The organism is Kribbella turkmenica (assembly GCF_004348725.1).
Classification (GTDB): Bacteria; Actinomycetota; Actinomycetes; order Propionibacteriales; family Kribbellaceae; genus Kribbella; species Kribbella turkmenica.
The window spans coordinates 1-21,142 of record NZ_SMKR01000014.1 but is presented as its reverse complement, the minus strand read 5'-3'; the positions used below and the strand labels follow the sequence as shown (position 1 = coordinate 21,142).

Annotated in this window: 21 protein-coding genes; 8 read left to right on the top strand and 13 right to left on the bottom strand. The window is 70.2% G+C overall.

Features of this window, described 5'->3' with window-relative positions; translation table 11 throughout:
• Both E1218_RS05175 and E1218_RS05170 read left to right on the top strand, forming a co-directional pair.
• A complete protein-coding gene (locus E1218_RS05175; RefSeq protein ID WP_132316826.1) occupies positions 1–1,035 on the top strand; it encodes a PSP1 domain-containing protein in 1,035 nt (344 codons plus the stop codon).
• Complete coding sequence (locus tag E1218_RS05170; protein ID WP_233712013.1) at positions 1,032–2,624, top strand: alpha/beta hydrolase; 1,593 nt, start codon at positions 1,032–1,034, stop codon at positions 2,622–2,624. The genes E1218_RS05175 and E1218_RS05170 overlap by 4 nt, the downstream gene beginning before the upstream one ends.
• 2 nt (positions 2,625–2,626) lie before the next feature.
• On the opposite strand, the gene E1218_RS05165 is transcribed toward E1218_RS05170, so the two are convergent.
• A complete protein-coding gene (locus E1218_RS05165; RefSeq protein ID WP_132316768.1) occupies positions 2,627–3,253 on the bottom strand; it encodes a hypothetical protein in 627 nt (208 codons plus the stop codon).
• A gap of 81 nt (positions 3,254–3,334) precedes the next feature.
• Between E1218_RS05165 and E1218_RS05160 the strand changes: the two genes are divergently transcribed.
• From E1218_RS05160 to E1218_RS05150, 3 genes are all read left to right on the top strand, one after another.
• Positions 3,335–3,670: a sterol carrier family protein gene (locus tag E1218_RS05160; protein ID WP_132316766.1), complete on the top strand. Its 336-nt coding sequence runs from the start codon at positions 3,335–3,337 to the stop codon at positions 3,668–3,670.
• Between the two features lie 90 nt (positions 3,671–3,760).
• Complete coding sequence (locus tag E1218_RS05155; RefSeq protein ID WP_132316764.1) at positions 3,761–5,047, top strand: MFS transporter; 1,287 nt, start codon at positions 3,761–3,763, stop codon at positions 5,045–5,047.
• Between the two features lie 54 nt (positions 5,048–5,101).
• Positions 5,102–6,067: a hypothetical protein gene (locus E1218_RS05150; protein WP_233712012.1), complete on the top strand. Its 966-nt coding sequence runs from the start codon at positions 5,102–5,104 to the stop codon at positions 6,065–6,067.
• Positions 6,068–6,096: 29 nt separating this feature from the next.
• On the opposite strand, the gene pdxR is transcribed toward E1218_RS05150, so the two are convergent.
• Positions 6,097–7,623, bottom strand: a complete 1,527-nt coding sequence (gene pdxR, locus E1218_RS05145; protein WP_132316762.1) for a MocR-like pyridoxine biosynthesis transcription factor PdxR — start codon at positions 7,621–7,623, stop codon at positions 6,097–6,099.
• Positions 7,624–7,651: 28 nt separating this feature from the next.
• Between pdxR and E1218_RS05140 the strand changes: the two genes are divergently transcribed.
• From E1218_RS05140 to E1218_RS05135, 3 genes are read left to right on the top strand one after another with little or no spacing between them, the layout of a single operon-like run.
• Positions 7,652–8,455, top strand: coding sequence for a methyltransferase domain-containing protein (locus E1218_RS05140; protein WP_132316760.1), 804 nt, complete (start codon positions 7,652–7,654; stop codon positions 8,453–8,455).
• Positions 8,449–8,604, top strand: a complete 156-nt coding sequence (locus E1218_RS35900) for a hypothetical protein (RefSeq protein WP_165949127.1) — start codon at positions 8,449–8,451, stop codon at positions 8,602–8,604. The genes E1218_RS05140 and E1218_RS35900 overlap by 7 nt, the downstream gene beginning before the upstream one ends.
• A 32-nt stretch (positions 8,605–8,636) precedes the next feature.
• Complete coding sequence (locus tag E1218_RS05135) at positions 8,637–10,127, top strand: CYTH and CHAD domain-containing protein (RefSeq protein WP_132316758.1); 1,491 nt, start codon at positions 8,637–8,639, stop codon at positions 10,125–10,127.
• 227 nt (positions 10,128–10,354) lie between these two features.
• On the opposite strand, the gene E1218_RS05130 is transcribed toward E1218_RS05135, so the two are convergent.
• The 11 genes from E1218_RS05130 to E1218_RS05080 form a co-directional block, all read right to left on the bottom strand.
• The gene (locus E1218_RS05130; protein ID WP_132316756.1) at positions 10,355–12,001 is read right to left on the bottom strand and encodes a solute symporter family protein; all 1,647 of its coding nucleotides are present in this window, start codon (positions 11,999–12,001) and stop codon (positions 10,355–10,357) included.
• Positions 11,998–12,342, bottom strand: a complete 345-nt coding sequence (locus E1218_RS05125; RefSeq protein WP_132316754.1) for a DUF485 domain-containing protein — start codon at positions 12,340–12,342, stop codon at positions 11,998–12,000. The genes E1218_RS05130 and E1218_RS05125 overlap by 4 nt, the downstream gene beginning before the upstream one ends.
• Before the next feature lie 172 nt (positions 12,343–12,514).
• The gene (locus tag E1218_RS05120; RefSeq protein WP_132316752.1) at positions 12,515–14,077 is read right to left on the bottom strand and encodes a sodium/solute symporter; all 1,563 of its coding nucleotides are present in this window, start codon (positions 14,075–14,077) and stop codon (positions 12,515–12,517) included.
• A 23-nt stretch (positions 14,078–14,100) separates the two neighbouring features.
• The gene (locus E1218_RS05115; protein ID WP_132316750.1) at positions 14,101–14,481 is read right to left on the bottom strand and encodes a hypothetical protein; all 381 of its coding nucleotides are present in this window, start codon (positions 14,479–14,481) and stop codon (positions 14,101–14,103) included.
• 11 nt (positions 14,482–14,492) lie between these two features.
• Positions 14,493–15,242, bottom strand: coding sequence for a LytR/AlgR family response regulator transcription factor (locus E1218_RS05110; RefSeq protein ID WP_132316748.1), 750 nt, complete (start codon positions 15,240–15,242; stop codon positions 14,493–14,495).
• 9 nt (positions 15,243–15,251) lie between these two features.
• The gene (locus E1218_RS05105; protein WP_132316746.1) at positions 15,252–16,367 is read right to left on the bottom strand and encodes a CapA family protein; all 1,116 of its coding nucleotides are present in this window, start codon (positions 16,365–16,367) and stop codon (positions 15,252–15,254) included.
• A gap of 14 nt (positions 16,368–16,381) precedes the next feature.
• Positions 16,382–16,573, bottom strand: coding sequence for a hypothetical protein (locus tag E1218_RS05100; protein WP_132316744.1), 192 nt, complete (start codon positions 16,571–16,573; stop codon positions 16,382–16,384).
• Between the two features lie 131 nt (positions 16,574–16,704).
• The gene (fdhA, locus tag E1218_RS05095; RefSeq protein WP_132316742.1) at positions 16,705–17,919 is read right to left on the bottom strand and encodes a formaldehyde dehydrogenase, glutathione-independent; all 1,215 of its coding nucleotides are present in this window, start codon (positions 17,917–17,919) and stop codon (positions 16,705–16,707) included.
• A gap of 195 nt (positions 17,920–18,114) precedes the next feature.
• The gene (locus E1218_RS05090) at positions 18,115–19,248 is read right to left on the bottom strand and encodes a histidine kinase (RefSeq protein WP_132316740.1); all 1,134 of its coding nucleotides are present in this window, start codon (positions 19,246–19,248) and stop codon (positions 18,115–18,117) included.
• Positions 19,249–19,265: 17 nt separating this feature from the next.
• Positions 19,266–20,003 (bottom strand): metallophosphoesterase family protein, encoded by a 738-nt coding sequence (locus tag E1218_RS05085; protein ID WP_132316738.1) that lies wholly within the window; start codon positions 20,001–20,003, stop codon positions 19,266–19,268.
• 55 nt (positions 20,004–20,058) lie between these two features.
• The gene (locus E1218_RS05080; RefSeq protein WP_132316736.1) at positions 20,059–21,003 is read right to left on the bottom strand and encodes a hypothetical protein; all 945 of its coding nucleotides are present in this window, start codon (positions 21,001–21,003) and stop codon (positions 20,059–20,061) included.
• Positions 21,004–21,142 lie beyond the last annotated feature (139 nt).

The following is a 21,142-nucleotide window of genomic DNA, read 5'->3' as shown; positions in this document are numbered from 1 at the left end:
ATGGTGATGGCTGTGTCGTTCGAGCGGTACGGGCGGCTCTACTACCTGGACCCCGGCCCGCATCGTCCGCGCGTCGGGGACAAAGTGCTGGTTCCGACAGATGACGGTCCGGAGGTGGCGGAGTGCGTGTGGGCGCCGCAGTACGTCACCGAGGAGATCGGCGGGTTGCCGCTGTGTGAGGGGATCGCGACCGCGTCGGACCTGGATCGGGACGAGCAGAACCGGCAGCGGCGGGCGGACGCGCGGGTGATTGCGAAGCGGTTGATCCGGCAGCACGGGTTGCCGATGAAGGTGGTCGGGATCGACTTCGTCGACCGGCGGCCGGACGTGGACCAGTTGGTCATCGTGTACTTCTCCGCGCCGCAGCGGGTGGACTTCCGCGAGCTCGTCCGGGATCTCGCCCGGGGGCTGCGGGCGCGGATCGAGTTGCGGCAGGTCGGTGCGCGGGACGAGGCGCGGTTGCAGGGCGGGATCGGGCCGTGTGGGCGGGACCTGTGCTGCGCGACGTTCCTGAAGGACTTCGAGCCGGTCAGCGTGCGGATGGCGAAGGACCAGGATCTGCCGCTGAACCCGCTGAAGATCTCCGGCGCGTGTGGGCGGCTGATGTGCTGCCTGAAATACGAGCACCCGCTGTACCAGGAGTTCAACGCCAAGGCCCCGCCGACCGGGACGCCGGTGGAGACCCCCGCAGGTGATGGAGTGGTGGTCGGACACAATGTGCCGAGCGACACCGTGGTGGTGCGGTTGGCCGCGTCGGGCCGGCGGTGTGCCTGCAGCCGGGCGGACGTCTGCTCGCCGCGGCAGCAGTACGAGGCCTCCAGTACGACGACCCCGGACGCGCCACCGCTGATCGACGAGCCGGCGGAAGCCGAGGTCGCGCAGACGACGGAGCCCACCGCGAAGCCGGCCGCGGAGGCGGCGGCGGACTCAACGGCGGCCGCCGGGGAGCCCGAGGCCGGGGAGCAGCCGCGGAAGCGGAAGCCACGGCGGCGCAGGCGCCTGCACCATGACGACGAGGGAGACACTTCGCAGTGAGTTACCGCAGGACGACCGCGCTCACCCCGCAGCCGAGGACCCGGCCCACGCCCCTCAAGGCCGGCATAGCCCTCACAGCGGTGCTGGCGGTCCTGGCGAGTGGCTGCGGTGTGGCCAGCCGGGCCCAGGACGCGGGCGACGGCAGCTCGAGCGGCTCCAGCGGTGGCAATCCGACCAAGGGCCCGGCAGGCCCCGTCCCGGCGGGCCTGGACAGGTTTTACGAGCAGCGACCCGACTGGGAGCGCTGCGGCTCGAACCAGCAGTGCGCGACCATCACCGTCCCGCTCGACTACTCGAAGCCGGCGGGCGAGACGATCGAGCTGCGGGCGCGCAAGGTGCTGGCCCGGGACCGCGGGGGCAAGATCGGCACGCTGTTCATCAACCCCGGCGGTCCGGGCGCCTCGGGGCAGGAGTTCGCCGCGTCGGCCGGGTTCGTGCTGGGCGCACAGCTGCTGCGGAAGTTCGACGTGATCGGCTGGGATCCGCGCGGCGTGGCGCAGTCGACACCGGTGCGCTGCCTGGACACGGCGCAGCTGGACAAGTTCATCGCGACCGACGGCAGCCCGGACGACGACGCCGAGATCAACGAGCTGAACGAGGAGTCGAAGATCCTCGCCAACGGGTGCCAGCAGCGCTCCGGCGAGCTGCTGCCGCACGTGTCGACCAAGGACGCCGCCCGCGACATCGACGTACTGCGGGGGATCGTCGGTGACTCGGAGCTGTACTACCTCGGCATGTCGTACGGCACGTACCTGGGAGCGACGTACGCGGAGCTGTTCCCGAAGAACGTCGGGCGGCTCGTGCTGGACGGCGCCGTCGACCCGTCGAAGACCTCGAAGCAGAACAACATCGCCCAGGCGAAGGGTTTCGACACCGCCCTGGACGCGTTCGCCGAGGACTGTGCGCAGCGGTCGTGCCGGCTCGGCAGCTCAAAGGAGGAGGTGCTCGCGAAGGTCGACAAGCTGATCAACGACAGCGATGCGACCCCCCTGCCGGGTGACGGGAAGCGCCAGGTCACCCAGGCCCTCGTGGTGCTGGGGGTCATCTACCCGCTGTACGTGAAGGACTTCTGGCCGCGGCTCGAGGACGCAGTCCTGGACGGTCTGGCCGGGAACGGCGCCCGCTTGCTCGCGCTGGCCGACGAGTACACCGACCGCGAGCCCAGCGGCTACGCCAGCAACAGCAACGAGGCGATCTACGCCGTGAACTGCCTCGACCGCCCGGACATCACCTCGATCGCGCAGGCCAAGGCTGAGGAGCCGGAGTACAAGGCGGAGTCACCGCGCTTCGGGTCGTTCCTGCTCTGGGGCTCGCTGGCGTGCGCGAACTGGCCGGCGAAGGCGAAGGACAAGCCGCACCCGATCAAGGCGGCCGGGGCGAAGCCGATCGTGGTCGTCGGCACCACGCGGGACCCGGCGACGCCGTACGAGTGGGCCGTCGGGTTGGCGAGTCAGCTGGACAGTGGTGTCCTGATCACCCGTGACGGCGACGGGCACACCGGCTACAAGGCTGGGAACGCGTGTGTCGACAACGCGGTCGAGAGCTACCTGCTCCAGGGCACCGCCCCGACCGCGGACATCAAGTGCTGAGGTCAGCTCGGCCGGTTGTCGTTCGCTGACGCCGGCAGCTGGAGGGTCTGCGTCGCGTGCTCGAGCACGGCGCGCAGGGCGGCCTCGTCCTTCGGGCGGCCGCCGACGGTGATCTCGATCGCGGTGCTCTCGCCGTGGTCGGTGGAGATCCAGCGGGACAGACCCATCCGCGGCCCGCGTGTCTGGTCGGCGTAGGTGTAGACGAGCGTGCCGTTGTCGCGGCTGATGACCTTCAGGTCGCGCTCGTCGATGCTGCGGGCACGGCTGTCCACCTGCTCGTTCGGGGAGCGGCTGCTGCCGCGGGTGTCGAACCGGATCTGCCAGACGCCGCTCGGGTCCGCGAACCGCGGCCGGGTGCCGTCCTCGGGGCTCTTCCAGCCGGTGGGCACCTCGGCGGACACCGGATCGTCCTTGGTGCCGAAGGCCTGCAGGGCGTACCGCAGCGAGTCGGACTGCAGGCAGTCCGTGCACGAGGGGGTGCTGGGGGAGGACTGGGAGTTCACGATCCCTGCGGGGGTGTCGTTACCCGTCAGGTTCCCGTTGATCGCCAGCACGCTGCCGAACACAGCTACGCCGACGGTCATTCCCGCCAGCGTCATCAGCAGCGCCTGGTGCCTGGGCGTGAGCATCCCGACCTCGCTTCCGTCTCTCCGCCTGATTATCGACCACGAAGGGGGCGAGTCCACAATTCGCGCGTACGCTGGCTCGTCGTGGACCCCGCTCTCGACCAGGCCCTGCAGCGGTACGACGCCGGTACGGCGGAGCGCGCCGACCTGAAGCTGCTCACCAAGCACCTGTTGAAACGCCTGGTCGCGAAGGCTCCCGGGCACGCGGTCGAGGTCCGCGTTCCGCCGTACGGCGCGGTCCAGTGCATCGAGGGTCCCCGGCACACCCGCGGGACCCCGGGCGCCGTGGTGGAACTGCCGCCCGAGCTGTGGATCGACCTGGCCCTCGGACGCACCACCTGGGCGGACGCCCGCGCCACCGGCAGACTGCGCGCGAGCGGCGAACGCACCGACCTGAGCCCGCTGCTCCCGCTCGCCTGAACGCCCGGAATCGGAGCCGACGGCAACCAACGGGTCCACGGGCCGGAAAACGATTCCTTCTGGGTCAGGGTGCCGTGTCACCATGTGCCGGTGGCCTCACGTGTCCGCGAACGCCTCTCCCGGCTGCGCGTCGATCTGACTCCCTGGCGGGGCTCCCGCGACTTCCGGATCCTGGTGATCTCGGGCTCGGTGTTCTTCCTCGGCGGCATGGTCGGGTACGTCGCCCTGCCCTACCAGCTGTACCAGTTGACGCACTCGAACTTCGCCGTCGGCGCGATGGGTCTGGTGACGATCGCACCACTCGTCGTGTTCGGCCTGTACGGCGGCGCGCTCGCCGACCACGTCGACCGGCGGAAGATGCTGATCGGCACCGGGATCGCCCAGGTCGCCGTCTGCGCGGTGCTGCTCGCGAACACGCTGCTCACGAACCCGCAGGTCTGGCTGATCTACGTCTGCGGCGCCCTGAACGCGATCGCCTCGTCACTGCAGCGTCCGAGCCGGGACGCCCTGTTCCCGCGGGTGGTGAAGCACGAGGAGATGCCGGCCGCGGTCACGCTGAACGCGCTCACTCTCCAGGTCGGCCAGTTGGCCGGTCCCGCGCTCGGCGGTGTCCTGGTCGCCACGGCGGGCGTCGCTTGGGCCTTCACGGTCGAACTGGCCGGTCTGGCCGCCGCGACGCTGCTCTACCTGCTGCTTCGCCCGTACAAGACGAGCGAGCACAGTACGCCGCCCAGCCTGCGCGCGATCGGGGAAGGCATCACCTACGCAGTCCGCCGCCGGGACCTGCTCGGGACGTACGCCGTCGACATGGTCGGGATGTTCCTGGCGATGCCGATCGTGCTGTTCCCGGCGTTCGCGACCGAGGTGCTGAAGGAGCCGGCACTGCTGGGCCTCCTCTACAGCGCGGAGGCCGTCGGGGCGATGCTCGCGACGCTCACCAGCGGCTGGGCCCGCCACGTGCACCACCACGGCCGGGCCGTCGTCCTGGCGACGATGACCTGGGGTGCCTCGGTCGGGATCGCCGGGCTGGCGCCGAACATCTGGTTCGCGATCGCGTTCTTCGCGATCGCCGGCGGCGCGGACATGATCTCCGGCCTGTTCCGCGCGGTGATCTGGAACCAGACCATCCCGGACGAGATGCGCGGCCGGCTCGCCGGGATCGAGATGCTGTCGTACTCGCTCGGCCCGCTCGGCGGCCAGTCGCGGTCCGGCCTGGTGGCGGACCTGACCAGCGTCCGCACCTCGATCGTCAGCGGCGGCGTGCTGTGCGTCGCCGGCGTCGTCGCCACCGCGGCCTGGCTGCGCGACTTCTGGCGGTACGACGCCCGCACGGACGAACACGCGGTCCGGGAAAGGGAGCTGCGCGCGGCGAGTTGAGTGCCCAGCGCCGGATGTCACTTGGCGCTTGCGGGGCACTAGAGTCGAGTCACCATGCGTATCCGTCCTGTAGTCCTGGCCGCCGCTCTGTTCGCCGTGGTCGGCTGTGGCGGCCCCGGCAACGAGACCGCGCCGAACGTGCCGCCGTTGGTCTCGGTGAGTACGACGCCCCCCGAGACGCCGTCGGAAACCCCCTCGCCGAGCACCCCGCCGACCGCGAAGGTCGCGGAGACGCTGTGCGTGCGGATGGATCAGCCGCTCGTGCAGGCGACCCTCGGGGCCCCGGTGGTGACCCTGCAGACGAAGGCCGCGCCGGCCGACTTCGGGCTGCCGACGTACGACGTCTGCCAGTTCGGCCTGAGCACGAGTCCGAGCGGCCCGGTGCTGCGGGTCGGGATTTCGGTGCTGCCGGCAACGAAGGCGACGCTGACGGGCGCCGACAAGGCCTACGCGGCGACCAAGCGGGAGCCGGCCAGGGCCGCGGTCGTCGGCGAGGGCGGGTTCGGGACCAGCACGTTCGTGGTGTTCCTGCTGAAGGGCAGGCTGTACAAGGTCAGCGGTCCGCCGGCCACGCTCGCGAAGTACGTCGTCCTCGGGCAGGAGGTCGTCCGGCAGGCGCCCGGGCTGCCCGAGCCGCAGCCGCTGATCGCGCAGCCGGACTGCGAGCGGGGTTCGCCGGCCGCGGCGAAGGTGATGGGCGCGCCCGCCATGGTCCGCCGGGACGGCCGGACCGCACTCGGCGACCTGGTCTGCGGCTGGGTCACCCCGACCAGCGTGCTCTCGACCTCGGTACGCCGTACGCCGAGTGCGGAGGCGTTGATGGCGCCGATCCGCAAGGCCCCGACGGCTCAGTCGATCCCGCTCGGCGACGAGGCGTACGTCGACGCCGCCACCGGTCGCACCACGATCCGGGTCGGCGCCGACAAACTGGTCGACCTGGTGCCGCTGCCGGCCCGGGCGATCGACCCGGACACGATGACCTCGTTCGCACTGGCGATGTCACCGCTCTACACACGCTGAGGAGGCCGAGCCCACCGCCTGTCCCTCGGTCACATGACGTCGGCGATGGTGGCGATGGCTTCGGTGAGCTCAGTGGGCGTGCGGGCGGCGTACCCGAGGACCAAGCCCGGGGCGTGCGGGAGCTGACAGTGCCAGGACAGCGGGTGGGTCTTGACGCCCTTCTGGAGCGCCGCCGCGGCCAGTTCGACGTCGTTCACGTCGCCGTCGAAGGTGATCGTCAGATGCAGTCCGGCGGCGGCACCGTGAACGGTTGCTGAGGGCAGATAGTTGGCGACTGCCCGGGACATGGCGTCGCGGCGGGTGCGGTGGCGCCGGCGGAGGAAGCGCAGCTGGCGTTCGAGCTCACCGGACTCCATCAGGTGGGCGAGGGTGAGCTGGGGGAGCGCGGCGTTGCCGAGATCGGCCAGCCGCTTCCTGCCGATCAGTTCGTCCTTGTACTGCGGCGGCGGCAGCATCCACCCGATGCGCAGGGACGGCGCGAGCAGCTTCGAGACGCTGCCCGCGTAGATCACCTGATCGGCCAGCATCGCCCGCAGTGCCGGAACGGGCGGGCGGTCGTACCGGTGCTCGGCGTCGTAGTCGTCCTCCATGATCAGGCCGCCCTCGGCGGCCCACTGGATCAGCGCCCGCCGTCGTTCACCGTCCAGGACGACGCCGGTCGGGAAGTGGTGTGCCGGTGTCACCATCACCACCTGGGCACCCGATTCCCGGAGAAGGTCCACCCGGAGGCCGCCTTCGTCGACCGGGATCGGCGGCGTGTCGAGACCCCAGTTGTGCAGGTGCTGCCGGGAACCGAGCGAGCCGGGATCCTCGACCGCCATCGCGGTGATCCCGCGGGACGTCAGGACCTGGGCGACCAGGCCGATCGCCTGGGAGACGCCGGCCACGACGATCAGGTCCTCCGGGTGCGCGGCGACGCCCCGGTTGCGCGCCAGCCAGTTGGCGATCGCCCGTCGCATCGCCGGCGTCCCGGACGGATCGCCGTACCCGAACTCGGCGGACTCCAGGTTGCCCAGCACGGCCCGCTCGGCCTTGAGCCAGGCCGCCCGCGGGAACGCCGCCAGATCCGGCACCCCCGGCGTGAGATCGATCCGCGCCGGCGCTGCCCGAAGACTGTCGAAGACGTCCAGCCCGGGCGCGGAAACCACGGCCTCCCACGTCGGAGTTTTCGCCTTCGACGGCTTGACCAGTCCTTGGTTCCTGAGGACTGCACCACCCCGGCCACGCCGCCCGTGTTCAGCCGCGCCGTTCGTCCTGTGCGTGGGCGCGGCGACGACGATGGTGCCGGCGCGGCCTTGACCGGCCACGTGGCCGTCCTCGGTGAGGCGCTGGTAGGCCTCGGTCACCACGCCGCGGGAGATCTGGAGCTCGGCGGCGAGCACCCGGGTCGCCGGGAGGCGGCTGCCGATCGGGAGCCGGCCGTCCGAGATCGCCGTCCGGAGCCGCTCGGTCAGCCAGTCCGACAGGCCGCCCGCCTCCGCCTCGGACGGGTCCAGCTGAAGGAAGTCGGCCCCTGCTTTGGACCGACCAATTTCGCCCTGATTGGACCTGTTCACTAGTCCATAATGCCGTCAGCGTGGAGCTATGGGAACTGACTACGTACACGGCTACACCCCCGCCGAGTCCCGCCGGCTGACCGACCAGGCGCAGACTCTCGCCGACCTGCTGCATGCCGGCATCCGCTATCCGGCCGGGAGCCGCGTGCTCGAGGCGGGCTGCGGCGTCGGTGCACAGACACTCCAGCTGGTGACCCGCAGCCCCGGCATCGACCTCGTCTCGGTCGACATCTCCGAGGAGTCGCTCGCCCAGGCGAAGGCCCGCATCGCCGCCGTCGGCGCCCAGGTGGACTGGCACCACGGCGACCTCCTCGACCTGCCCTTCCCCGACGAGTCCTTCGACCACGTCTTCGTCTGCTTCGTCCTCGAGCACCTGCCCAAGCCCGAGGAGGCGCTGGTCGAGCTGCGACGGCTCATCCGGCCCGCGGGCACGATCACCGTGATCGAGGGCGATCACGAGTCGGCGTTCTACCACCCGCGGAGTACGGCGGCGCAGGCGGCGATCGACTGCCTCGTCGACCTGCAGGCCGCGTCCGGGGGCGACGCACTGATCGGCCGCCGACTGCAGCCGTTGCTCAAGGACGCGGGGTACGGCGACGTCCGTGCCTGGCCGTGCACCGTGTACGCCGACGAGACGCTGCCGCACCTGGTCGACGGCTTCACCCGCAGGACGTTCGTCGCGATGGTCGAGTCGGTCCGCGAACGTGCGCTCGCCGCCGGGATGCGAACTCCCGCCGAGTGGCAGGCGGGCATCCGCGACCTGGAGAAGACCGCCGCACCCGGCGGCACCTTCCACTACACCTTCTTCACCTCGGTAGGCCGGAAATGCTGACCCTGTTGCTCCTTCTCGCCCTGATCGTCTGGGCCCTGCAGCTGAACCACGACCGGCAGGCCTGGCCGTCCACGCCGGCGATCGCGCGCAACGGCGTACCCGATCGCGATCTGGAACGGCTGAGCGCCGACCTGCGGGCACTCCGCTGACCAGTTCACGAACGCCTGGTAGACAGGAGTGCATGGCGCCCTCTGAGCAGCTCGAGATCGAGACCAAGTACGAGGTCGACGAGGCCGCGAGCCTGCCGGCGCTGCACGAGCTGCCCGGGGTCGCGAGTGTCGCGCAACCGGTGGAGCTCGACCTCGAGGCGGTGTACTACGACACCGAGGCGCTGGTCCTCGCGGCCAACAAGGTGACCCTGCGCCGCCGGACCGGCGGCGAGGACGACGGTTGGCACGTGAAGTTCCCGGTGTCGTCCGGGGAACGGCTCGAGGTCAGGCACCCGCTCGGCCGCTCCAACCACAACGTGCCGGCCGCTGTGGTGCGAACGGTCCGGGTCCACGCGCGCGATTCTCAGCTCGTTCCGGTGGTGACGTTGAGCACGAAGCGCATCGTCCACAGGTTGCTCGACGCCGACGGCGCCGTACTGGCGGAGCTCGCCGACGACCGCGTCACCGCTGTCGTCGCCGGCGCTGAGCCCGACAGCTGGCGCGAGTGGGAGCTCGAGCTGGTCGGCGGCGACCGTGCACTGCTGGAGGCCGCCGAGGAGGTACTGCGATCCGCCGGCGCCTCACCCGCGTCGGGTCCGAGCAAACTCGCCCGTGCGCTGGGTGATCGGGTGCCGGCGGCCGACGCGTGGGAGCTGCCCTCGAAGCCGCTGACGTCCGACCTCTTCCGGGCGTACGCCGGCGCGCAGGTGCAGGCGATCCGCGAGCGCGACCCCGAGGTCCGCCGCGACGTGCCGGACTCGATCCACAAGTTCCGGGTGGCGACCCGGCGCCTGCGGTCGGCGCTGGCGACGTACCGGCCGGTGGTGGACCGCGAGCAGGGCGACCGGATCCGGACCGAGCTGAAGTGGCTCGCCGGTGAGCTCGGGGTCGCGCGCGACGCCGAGGTCCAGCGGGAACACTTCGCCGCCGAGGTCGCCGAACAGCCGGACGAGCTGGTCATGGGCCGGGTCGCCGGGCGGATCGACGACCACCTGCGAGGTGTGTACAAGGAGGGCCGGGCCGGTGCACTGGCCGCGTTGGAGAGCGAGCGGTACTTCCGTCTCCTCGACACGCTCGACGAGCTGATCGCGCGGCCGCCACTGACCGGGGACGACAGGAAAGCCAAGAAACAGATCGGCGACCTCCTCGAGCACGACTGGAAGCGGATGCGGAAGGCCGTCCGTCGTTCCGAGGCCGCCGAGACGTCCGCCGAGCAGGACCACGAGCTCCACGAGGTCCGCAAGGCGGCCAAACGACTCCGGTACGCCGCGGAGTCCGCCGTACCTGTGCTGGGCGACGAGGCCGCCGATCTCGCGGCCCGCGCCGAAGAAGTCCAGGAGGTCCTCGGCGAACACCAGGACTCCGTCGTCTCCCGCGACCTGCTCCGCCAGCTCGCCGTCCAGGTCCACCTCGACGGCGGCAACGCCTTCACCTTCGGCCGCCTCCACGCCGCCGAGGAACAGCGAGGCATCCGCTCCCGAGACGCCTTCTACACCCTCTGGCCCAGCCTGAGACTCAACTGATTCCGCACCCGGTGCTCCGCGCGCCGACGGCGATGTGGTGTCGGCGCAGTCTGGTCGTGGGCTGACTGCGGGCGTCTCCATCGACCTCAGCGGGCACGGCTCTCGGTAAGACGTGGAAGACGGACCCGGGCTCAGGGGATACCGGGTCCGTCTTGGGGCGGAGGTGGGGCTGTCAGGCAGGTTCGCAGGTGTTCAGCAGGGCCTGCCTGACAGGTCTTTCGGCCCTCTCAGTGCTGCACCGCCTTCTCGGCGCCGGCGCCGGTCAGGGAGCGGACCTCCATCTCGGCGAACTTGTCGACGTCGGTCTGCTCCTTGCTGGTGACGGTTCCGAGCCAGCCGAGGAAGAATGCCAGCGGGATCGAGACGATGCCGGGGTTGTCCAGTGGGAACCAGTGGAAGTCGATCCCGGTGTCGGTGATCATCGACAGGCTGGCGCCGGTCTTGGCGTCCACCTTGCCGGAGACGACCGGGCTGAACGCGATCAGGACGATCGCCGAGCCCAGACCGCCGTAGATGCTCCAGAGCGCGCCGCGGGTGTTGAACCGCCGCCAGAACAGCGAGTACAGGATCGTCGGCAGGTTCGCACTGGCCGCGACGGCGAACGCCAGGGCCACCAGGAAGGCGATGTTCTGCCCGTTGGCGAAGATGCCGCCGACGATCGCTACCGCACCGATCACCGCGGCGGTGATCCGGGCGACCCGGACCTCGCCGTCGGCGTTGACCTCGCCCCTCTTGATCACCTGGCCGTAGACGTCGTGCGCGAAGGACGCACTCGCGGTGATCGTGAGCCCCGCGACGACGGCGAGGATGGTGGCGAACGCGACCGCGGAGATCACCCCGAGCAGAAGCTCGCCCCCCAGTTCGAAGGCCAGCAGAGGCGCGGCGGAGTTGGCCCTGCCCGGAGCGGCCCTGATGACGTCCGGCCCGACGAGCGCGGCGGCGCCGTACCCGAGGACCAGCGTGAACAGGTAGAAGATGCCGATGATCCAGATCGCCCAGCTGACACTGCGCCTGGCTTCCTTGGCCGACGGCACCGTGTAGAAGCGCATCAGCACGTGCGGTAGACCGGCGGTGCCGAGCACCAGCGCCAGCGCCAGCGAGATGAAGTCCAGCTTGGTGATACCGGTCATGCCGTACTGCAGACCCGGGTTGAGCAGCCTCTCACCGGCCGCCGGGCTTCTGTCGACGGCCGCACCGAGCAGACCGGACAGGTTGAAGGTGTACTTCGCCAGCACCCACAGCGTCATCAGACCGGCGCCGAGGACCAGCAGGACGGCCTTGATGATCTGCACCCAGGTGGTGCCCTTCATCCCGCCGACCAGCACGTACGTGATCATGATGATGCCGACCACGGCGATCACCAGGCTCTGCCCGGCGCGGCCGTCGATGCCCAGCAGGAGGGCGACGAGACCCCCGGCGCCTGCCATCTGCGCCAGCAGGTAGAAGAAGCAGACGCCGAGGGTCGAGATCGCGGCCGCCATCCGGACGGGCCGCTGCTTGAGCCGGAACGACAGTACGTCGGCCATCGTGAAGCGGCCGGTGTTCCGGAGCAGTTCGGCGACCAGCAACAGGGCCACGAGCCACGCCACCAGGAAGCCGATCGAGTAGAGGAAGCCGTCGTACCCGTTCAGGGCGATCGCTCCCGCGATGCCGAGGAAGGACGCGGCGGACAGGTAGTCACCGGCGATCGCCACCCCGTTCTGCGGGCCGGTGAACGACCGGCCGCCGGCGTAGAAGTCGGCCGCGGTCCGGTTGTTCCGGGACGCCTTGATCACGATGGCCAGCGTCGCGACCACGAACAGCGCGAAGATCGCGATGTTGACCGTCGGGTTGCCGATGTCGGTCGCCTGTGGCAACAAGAGTGGGGCGGTCACCGGTCGGCTCCCTCGATCAGTTGACGCATCCGGTCGGCCTCGGCGTCGAATCGCCGGTCGGCCCAGCGGACGTAAATCATCGTGATGGCGAAGGTCGACACGAACTGGCCGAGCCCGAACAGCAGCGCGACGTTGATGTTGCCGCCGATCCGCGAGGACATGAACCCGGGCGCGTACGCGGCGAGCAGGACGTAGAGGAAGTACCAGACCAGGAACAGGCCGGTCATCGGGAACACGAAGCGGCGGAACCGGCGACGCAACTCCGAGAAGTCCGGTGACACCTGGACGTCTCGGTACGTCGTGAGCTCCGGGTCGCCCGCGGATCGCGTCGTATCGCTCATCGCGGGACCTCCAGACATAGATCAGGCCGGGCGGGTACGCCGGCGGGGGCTGCTGCTGGTCGTACTGTGGTCCGGGTCACGGCCCGATCGACAGCACCCACGCGCGTCGAGCGCTCAATGGACCACACCAGTCGTCCGGTGGATCACGCCGCTGCGACGAGCGGTCGAATCCTCACGACGAGCGGTACGGCGGCTGCGGCAGCCCGCGGTCGACGTCGACCGCTTCGGGGGTGTGCAGGCGGACCATGCTGCGGGCGGTGCCGGCCGGGATCTTGTCCGGGGTCAGCTTGGACACCACGATCACGGTGATGAACGCGAGTGGCATCGTCCACGCGGCCGGCTGACCGACCAGGGCCTGGGGCCAGCCGTCGTCCGGCCCGCCGACGACGTTGACCAGCGCGGCCGCACTCGCCGCGACGCCGCCGACGATCAGCCCGGCCGCGGCCCCGGTCGTCGACATCCGCCGCCACCAGATCCCGAGCACCAGCAACGGGCAGAACGTCGACGCGGCCACCGCGAACGCAAGACCGACCGTGTCCGCGAGGCTCAGCGACCCGGTCAGCAGGAACGCGAGGTACGGCACACACATCGACAGCAGGGCCGCGATCCGGAAGCTGTTCACCGCGACGTAATCCCCGCTGGTCCACCGGTGCAGCCGGCTCCGCAACAGGTCCTGGTCGATCACGCCCGCGATCGCGACGGTGAGTCCCGACGACGTCGACAGGAACGCCGCGAACGCCCCGGCCGCGACCAGCGCACCGAGCAGATCCCCTGCTGTACCGGGGAAGATCCGCCCCGGCAGTTCCAGTACGACGGTGTCCGCGCCGCTCCCGACCAGATCCGGCGCGAACGTCCGCCCGAGCACGGCGTACACCGGTGGGAACAGGTAGAACGTCCCCAGCAGCGCCAGTACGACGACGGTCGTACGACGGGCCGCCCGGCCGTCCGGGTTCGTGTAGAACCGGACCAGCACGTGCGGCAGGCCCATCGTCCCGAAACAAAGGGCCAAGAGCAACGAATAGGTCGCGTACAGCGGGTGGTCCCGGCCGCCCGCGGTGGACAACGGCTCGGCCCACTCGGCACCCGCGCCCTGCAACGCCTCGAGTACGCCGACCGGGTGCTCGACCGACCGCCAGGCGATCAGGATGACGAAGACCGGCAGCGCCAGCGCGGTCAGTTTCAGCCAGTACTGGAACGCCTGGACGAAGGTGATCGACCGCATGCCGCCCGCGGCGACGTTGATCACCACGATGACCGCGACGACCGCGGCACCGACGTCGGGCGGCGCGCCGGTGACCGTCTGCAGGGTCAGCCCGGCGCCGTGCAGCTGAGGCAGCAGGTAGAGCGTGCCGATGCCGACGACCAGGCCGGCGCAGATCCGTCGGACGAACGCGGACTCGAACCTGGTCTCGGCGAAGTCGGGCAACGTGTAGGCGCCGGACCGGCGCAGCGGTGCCGCGACCAGGACGAGCAGCATCAGGTAGCCGACCGTGTAGCCGACGGAGAACCAGAGCATGTCCGCGCCGTTCACCAGCACCAGGCCGGCGACCCCGAGGAACGACGCCGCCGACAGGTACTCGCCGCTGATCGCGGACGCGTTCCACCGCGGCGTGACCACCCGGCTGGCGACGTAGAAGTCACTCGTCGTCCGCGAGATCCGCAACCCGAACAGCCCGATGCCGATGGTCGCGACGATCACCAGCCCGATCGCGGTCAAACTGGTTGCCGGAGACATTCAGTGCCTCCCACCGGCAGGCACTACTGCCGTCCGACGAACTCGGTGAACTCCGCCTCGATCCGCTCCGCGTTGCGGACGTAGACGCGGGCGGCGACGTACACGACCGGGTAGACCGCGACGCCGAGGATCACCCACGGCAGCGGTACGCCGAGCACGTCCAGGGTGCGCGTGGCCGGGACCAGTGCGAACAGCAGCGGGATGCCGCCGAGGAGCACTGTCGCGCCGCCGATGACGGCCAGCGCGAGCCGCAGCTGGGACTGGATCAGCGAGTGCATGTAGACCTCGCCGAGCCGGGTCTGCTCGTCGATCTCCCGGGTGCCGGTCGGGGTGATCGGCCGGCGGGCGGCACTCGTCCGCGGGCTCGTCACCCGGACCCGGCGCGGTCCCTCCGGCGTACTCATCCCGGCCGTCCTCAGCCGCGCAGCGACGTCGACCGGACCAGCAGGTCGCGGAGCTCGCGGGTGTGGCGGCGGCTCACCGGCAGCCAGTCGCCGCCGACGCGGACCGCGCACCGGCCGCCGTCGACGCGCATCTCGTCCACGTGCGCGAGGGCGACCAGCGTACTGCGGTGGATCCGGGTGAACCCGGAGTCGCGCCAGCGGTCCTCCAGCGTGCTCAGCGGGATCCGGACCAGATGCGAGTTCTGCCCGGTGTGCAGGCGGGCGTAGTCGCCCTGCGCCTCGACGTACCGGACCGTCGAGCGCTGGACGAACCGGGTGACGCCGGCCAGCTCGACCGGGATCACCTCGTCGTCGGTCTCGTCCGCGCTCTGCAGCGCGGCCGGTGCGCCGGCCGTGACGACCCGGCGGACGGCTTCGGACAGCCGCTCGGCTCGGACCGGCTTCATCACGTAGTCGGTCGCCTCGAGCTCGAACGCCGCCACCGCGTGCTCGTCGTAGGCCGTGACGAAGACGATCTGCGGACGCGGGTGGCGGAACTTGGACAGCACCTGCGCCAGGTCGATCCCGGTCAGGCCGGGCATCTTGATGTCGCAGAACACCACGTCCAGGTCCGCGGCCTGCAGGATCTTCAGCGCGTCCGGCCCGTTCGACGCGGTCTTGATCTCGCCGATCCGGCTGTCCTGCGTCAGCAGATACACCAGCTCGGCCAGCGCGGGCTCCTCGTCGTCCGCGACCAGCGCGCGCAGGGGACTGTCGGCCATGCGCACACACTAATGCCAAGGAATGAGGTCGAGCAGCCCGTCCGGGGCGAGCGCGAAACGGGTGCCGTGACGCCGACCCATCCGGTTGAACATCCGGCACAGCCACGCGCTGTCCGCCGGCCCGGCCGGGCGCAGCCGGAGCTTGTGGGTCTGCAGCGGTGCCATCCGCAGCGCGGTCAGCCGGCCGGTCGTGCGGTCCACTGTGGCCAGGTAGAGCAGACGCAGATCGTCGCGGTACTCCTCGTAACCTCTGATGCCTTCGTAGTCGTCGATCAGGTCTCCGCAGCTGTAGAGCACCAGCCGGCCCCGGTAGACCTCGATCGGCCGCGGGTGGTGTGCCGAGTGTCCGTGCACGATGTCGGCACCGCCGTCGACAAGCCGGTGCGCGAAGCTGACCTGCTCAGGCGTCACGGCGTATCCCCAGTTGGATCCCCAGTGCACCGAAACGACGACGACATCACCCCGGCTCCTGACCTGCGACACCTGTGCGGTGATCGCGTCTGCGGTGCCGCCGGACAGATCCGGCAGCAGGGAGATGCCGGGACGGTCCGGGCCCGCTGCCCAGTTGCCCGGCACGCCGCTGCTCGTCGTACCGAAGGAGAAGACGACGACCCGCCCGCCGTCGCCCACCGGCACGATCGCGGGCCGGGCCGCCGCGGCCGCGTTCCGGCCCGCACCGGCGACCGCGATCCCGGCCGTGCCCAACGCATCGAGCGTCTCCTCGAGTCCGCCGATGCCGAAGTCGAGGACGTGGTTGTTGGCGAGCGAGCAGACATCCGGCCGGCCAGCCGACAGAGCGGGCACGTTGTCGGGGCTCATGCGGTAGTGGACGCCCTTGCCGGCCGCGAAGTCGTCGCTGCGGGTGATGCTCGTCTCCAGGTTCAGCAGCCGTCCGTCAGGCTCGAAGCGATCGAGGATCGCCAGCGCGTCGCCCCACGGCCAGGAAGGGTCGACGGGTCGCTGGATCGGGCCGTTCCTGCTCTCGGCGAGTTCGACGTACGTCCGGGCATCCCTGACAGAACTTTCCCGAAGCGCCGGGTCGCCCGGGTGCGGCAGCATCTGGTCGACACCTCGGCCGAGCATCACATCGCCGCCCAGGAACAGCTTCACCGTGCCGCCCGCCACGCTTCCGCCCTTGCTCAGGACAGCAGGTGCGGAGCATGGTCAGGCCGGTGCTCCCAGCGGACGCGGCCCGAGCCGAAGCCTGCCGCGTGTACGCCGTCGTGGCCGAGCGGGCGCCGGCAGTAGTAGTACGGCGAGTAGAGGTCTCTACAGCAGTCCCGGTACGTCGTGTAGGCGAACTCGAGGTCGAGCCGGCTGTCACTGTCCATGGAGGGTCGCTCTCGTGACGGATTCCCTTCCTTGCAGTATGACCAACGAGTTGTCACTGCTCCCGTCGCCCCGGTCACGACTCGGAGCGACGGGAGCAGGGCGGTCGCCCTGCTCCCGTCCGCCTGTGCGTCTACTTGATCAGTCCGTGCGGGTCGAGCACGTACTTGCGCGCCGCGCCCTGGTCGAACTGGTTGTACCCCTGTGGCGCCTCGTCCAAGGGAATGACCGTGGCGTTCACATTCTTCGCGATCTGCGTGCGGTCGTGCAGGATCGCCTGCATCAACTGGCGGTTGTACCGCATGACCGGGCACTGCCCGGTCATGAACGACAGCGACTTGGCCCAGCCGAGTCCCAGCCGGATCGACAGCGAGCCGGTCTTCGCGGCCTCGTCGATCGCACCAGGGTCGCCGGTGACGTAGAGGCCCGGGATACCGACCGCGCCGCCGGCGCGGGTGACGTCCATGACCGTGTTCAGCACGGTGGCGGGACGCTCGGTCTGTGCGTCGGTGCCGTGGCCGTGCGCCTCGAATCCGACCGCATCGATCGCGCAGTCGACCTCCGGCACACCGAGGATCTGCTCGACCTGGTCCTTCGGATCACCTTCCGACACGTCGATCGTCTCGCAGCCGAAACTCCGCGCCTGCTCGAGCCGTTCCTTCTGCAGGTCGGCCACGATGACCACCGCCGCGCCGAGCAGGAACGCCGCCGTGGCCGCGGCCAGGCCGACCGGCCCCGCGCCCGCGACGTAGACGGTCGAACCGGTCCCGACGCCGGCCGTGACGGCGCCGTGGTACCCGGTCGGGAAGATGTCCGACAGCATGGCCAGGTCGCGGATCTTCTCCAGCGCCTGGTCCTTGTCGGGGAATTTGAGCAGGTTCCAGTCGGCGTACGGCACGAGCGCGTACTCCGCCTGACCGCCGACCCAGCCGCCCATGTCGACGTACCCGTACGCCGAGCCCGGCCGATCCGGGTTCACGTTCAGGCAGACGCCGGTCTTGCCCTCCTTGCAGTTGATGCACCGCCCGCAGGCGATGTTGAACGGGACCGAGACCAGGTCGCCGACCTTGATGAACTCGACGTCCCGGCCGACCTCCGCCACCTCACCGGTGATCTCATGACCGAGCGCGAGCCCGGACGGGGCCGTCGTCCGGCCGCGGACCATGTGCTGGTCGCTGCCACAGATGTTGCTGGCCACGACCTTGAGGATCGCCCCGTGCGGAATCTGCCGTCCCACGTTCGCCGGGTTGACTCCGGGACCGTCCTTGAGTTCCAGACTCGGGTAGTCGATCGTCTCGACCGCCACGTCGCCTGGTCCCTTGTAGATCACTGCCCTGTTGCCTGGCACGTGTAACCGCTCCTCTCCGAGGAGGCTCCACCGCAGAGCGCCGTGGAGCCGCGCGAAACCGCTGTCGCGGGGCTGCGATCGCCTCCTGGGAGGCGATCCAGTCGTCGCCTGCCCCGCCAGGCGAATCCGTTCGACGGCGATACTCACGCGCCATCGGGGGATCGCTGTCGACGCTAGTTCGCACCACCACCACGGTCAACGCGGGACAGCGTGTACACCCGAGGAGTATTTGGGCACCCGGAACGTCACCTTGGTGCCCGCGTCCACGGCGGTCTCCACGACCAGGCCGTACGCGTCGCCGTACACCTGCCGCAGGCGGGCGTCGACGTTCCCGAGGCCGATCGAGTCACTTCCGGACTGGCCCGCCAGCGCGGCCCGGATGACCTCCGGGTCACTGCCGGAGCCGTCGTCCTCCACGCTGATCTCGGCGTCGTTGATTCGGTCCGTGGCGCGGATGGTGATCCGGCCGGCGCCGGTGGTGCCCTCCAGACCGTGGCGGACGGCGTTCTCCACCAGCGGCTGGACGACCAGGAACGGGATCACCACCGGCAGCACCTCGGGCGCGATCAGCAGCGACACCTTCAACCGGTCCCCGAACCGGGCCTGTTCGAGCACCAGGTAGCGCTCGACGTTCCGCAGCTCGTCCGCCAGCGTGGTGAACTCACCGCCCCGCCGGAGCGCGTACCGGGAGAAGTCGGCGAACTCCAGCAGCAGCTCCCGTGCCCGCTCCGGGTCGGTCCGCACGAACGACGCGATCGCGGCCAGCGCGTTGTAGATGAAGTGCGGGCTGATCTGCGCCCGGAGCGCCCGCAGCTCGGCCTCCATCGCCCGGGTGCGCTCCCTGTTGAGCTCGGCCAGCTCGACCTGCCCGGACACCCAGCGGGCGACCTCCTCGGTCGCTCGGACCAGCGCCGCCGACGACTTGATGCTGTACGCCACCAGTACGGCCACCACTCGCTCCTCGGTGACGATCGGCGCGAGCACCGCCGTCCGGATCGGGCACTGGGGATCGCCGCAGGCCACGTCATGTGCGCCGAGGACCGCCGTACGGCCGGTGCGCAGCGTCGCGGCGGCGAGCGCCTTGGCGTCACCGCGGTGGTTGCTCTCGTACGGTCCGCCGACGCCGTCCCAGGCCAGTACGCCGGACGAGTCGCAGATGGCGATGGCCGCCGTACCGAGGAGGTCCCGGAGGTGCCGGCTAGCCTTGCCCGCCGCGGCCGGGGTCAGCCCCTCGCGCAGGTGTGGAGTGGCCAGCGAGGCCGTATGCAGAGTCGCGTACGTCGCCTTGTCGGCCAGGGTCCCGAAATGCTTCCGCCGTCGCACGAACACGTGACGACGGTAACCGCTCAGCCCTCGGCGCGGGGCCTGAACGCCTCCAGGGCCTCGGTGTCGGAGTAGTTCGACAGCAGGTACGCGGCGACCCACGCCTCCCGATCCGGGTACGACGATTCCGCGACGATCCGCTCGGCGGCCTTCGTCCTGTCGAGGTCTGACCGCCGCAGCTGCACGCCGTCCGGAGTCAGCAACGCCCAGCTCGGACCGGGAGCGCCGTACGGCATGCCGACGCTGCCGGCGTTGACCACGAGCCGCCGGTCGACCTGCCGCGCGAACGGCATGTGCGTGTGCCCGCAGACCACGGTCCGGATCTCGTCCGGCAACCCGCTGAACACCTCGGCCCACCGGGAGATCGGACTGTCGACCAGCACCAGCTCCTCGTCGTCCCTCGGCGTCGCGTGACAGAAGATCACGTCGCCGATCGTGTGCGTCGAAGGCAGCCCCGCCAGCAACTCCACCTGGTCGGCCCGCAACTCCGCAGCCGCCCAAGGACTCACCCCGTCCGGCGGCTCCCCGGTGAACTCCCCTCGAGCCATCGCGACCAGCTCCCGATCCGCGTTCCCCCGGACCCAGACCACCCGCCCGCCCAGCGACCGCAACGAATCCAGTGTCTCCACGGGCATCGGCCCACTGGCGATGTCCCCTGCCAGCACAACCACATCAGCCGCCCGAACGTCGTCCTCCCCCACCACCGCCTCCAGCGCAGGCAACACCCCATGAACATCCGCCAGGACAGCAACCGTCGTCATCCCGCCAGTCTGCTCCGATTCCCCACCCCCGACGGGAATGTCTGCTACCGGCAGATCACGTGCCGAGGTCGAGGGAGGTGTCGGTGAGGATCGGGGTGGCTCGTTCGCAGGTGGCGGTGGTGAGATCGCAGCGGACGATGGCTCGCTTGACGTTGGTCTCCTCGCCTTGGCCCTCGCCGACCGCGACGATCAGGACGTGCTGGTCGTCCTCGACGCCGATCTGCAGGAAGCAGCCGTTCCACTCCCGGATCACCTTGCCCGTCCGGGTGTCCAGCGCAACCTGGACCATGTTGCAGTAGCCGTCGCCGTACGCCGGTCCGCCGACCGCGGTCGCCGTGTCCGGCGTGAATCCGGTGACCCAGTAGTCGCAGGTCCGCGAGAACTGCTTGCCGGAGGCGACGTCCACCATCGACGAGCAACTGCCGCTGTCGTTGATCAAGTTGACCGACGAAGCCACGCGGCCGTCCCGTGAGACCGCCGACGGTGAAGCGACGGTCTTGACCAGCGTAGGCCTCGACTCACCGGGCACCCAGCTGTAGAGCTTCCAGGCGCCCGTGTCATCACTGTCCGCGCGGTAGTAGACCTTGCTGCCGACGTACGCGAGCACCTGGACGCTCCAGGCCTCCGGCAGCTCCAGCGACTTCGGCGAGCCACTCATGCCGGCGGTCTCGGCGTAGACGATGCCGCCCTTCTCCCTGGACCCACCGAGATTGCTCAGCCGGCTCGCCGCGTAGGCCGCCGCCGACTGGTCCGCCTTCGTCACCAGCGACGTCACGTCGGGCGTACGGCGGACGTCGCCGGTGCCGTCGACCTTCAGCAGCTCGGTCTGCGACTCGCCCGTCATCACGACCGCGAGGGCGGCGGTGTCCAGGCGCCCGATCGTGAGGATGTTGCCGCTGCCGGGGATCTTGATCGAGCTGCCGGCGCCGCCACGGACCTCGCGGCCGACCAGGTGCGGGATCTGCGGAGCCCGGCCCTCGTCGAGCTTGGCGATGTCCACCGTGACCTTGACCGGTCCGGCCGGCTTCGGCGAGGCGGTGGTCGGTTTCGCGGTCGGTGTCGGCTTGACGGGTGTTGGGGTCGGCTTCGGTGTCGGCGTGGGGGGGGGGGTCGGCGACTGTCTCTTATACCCCTCTGAC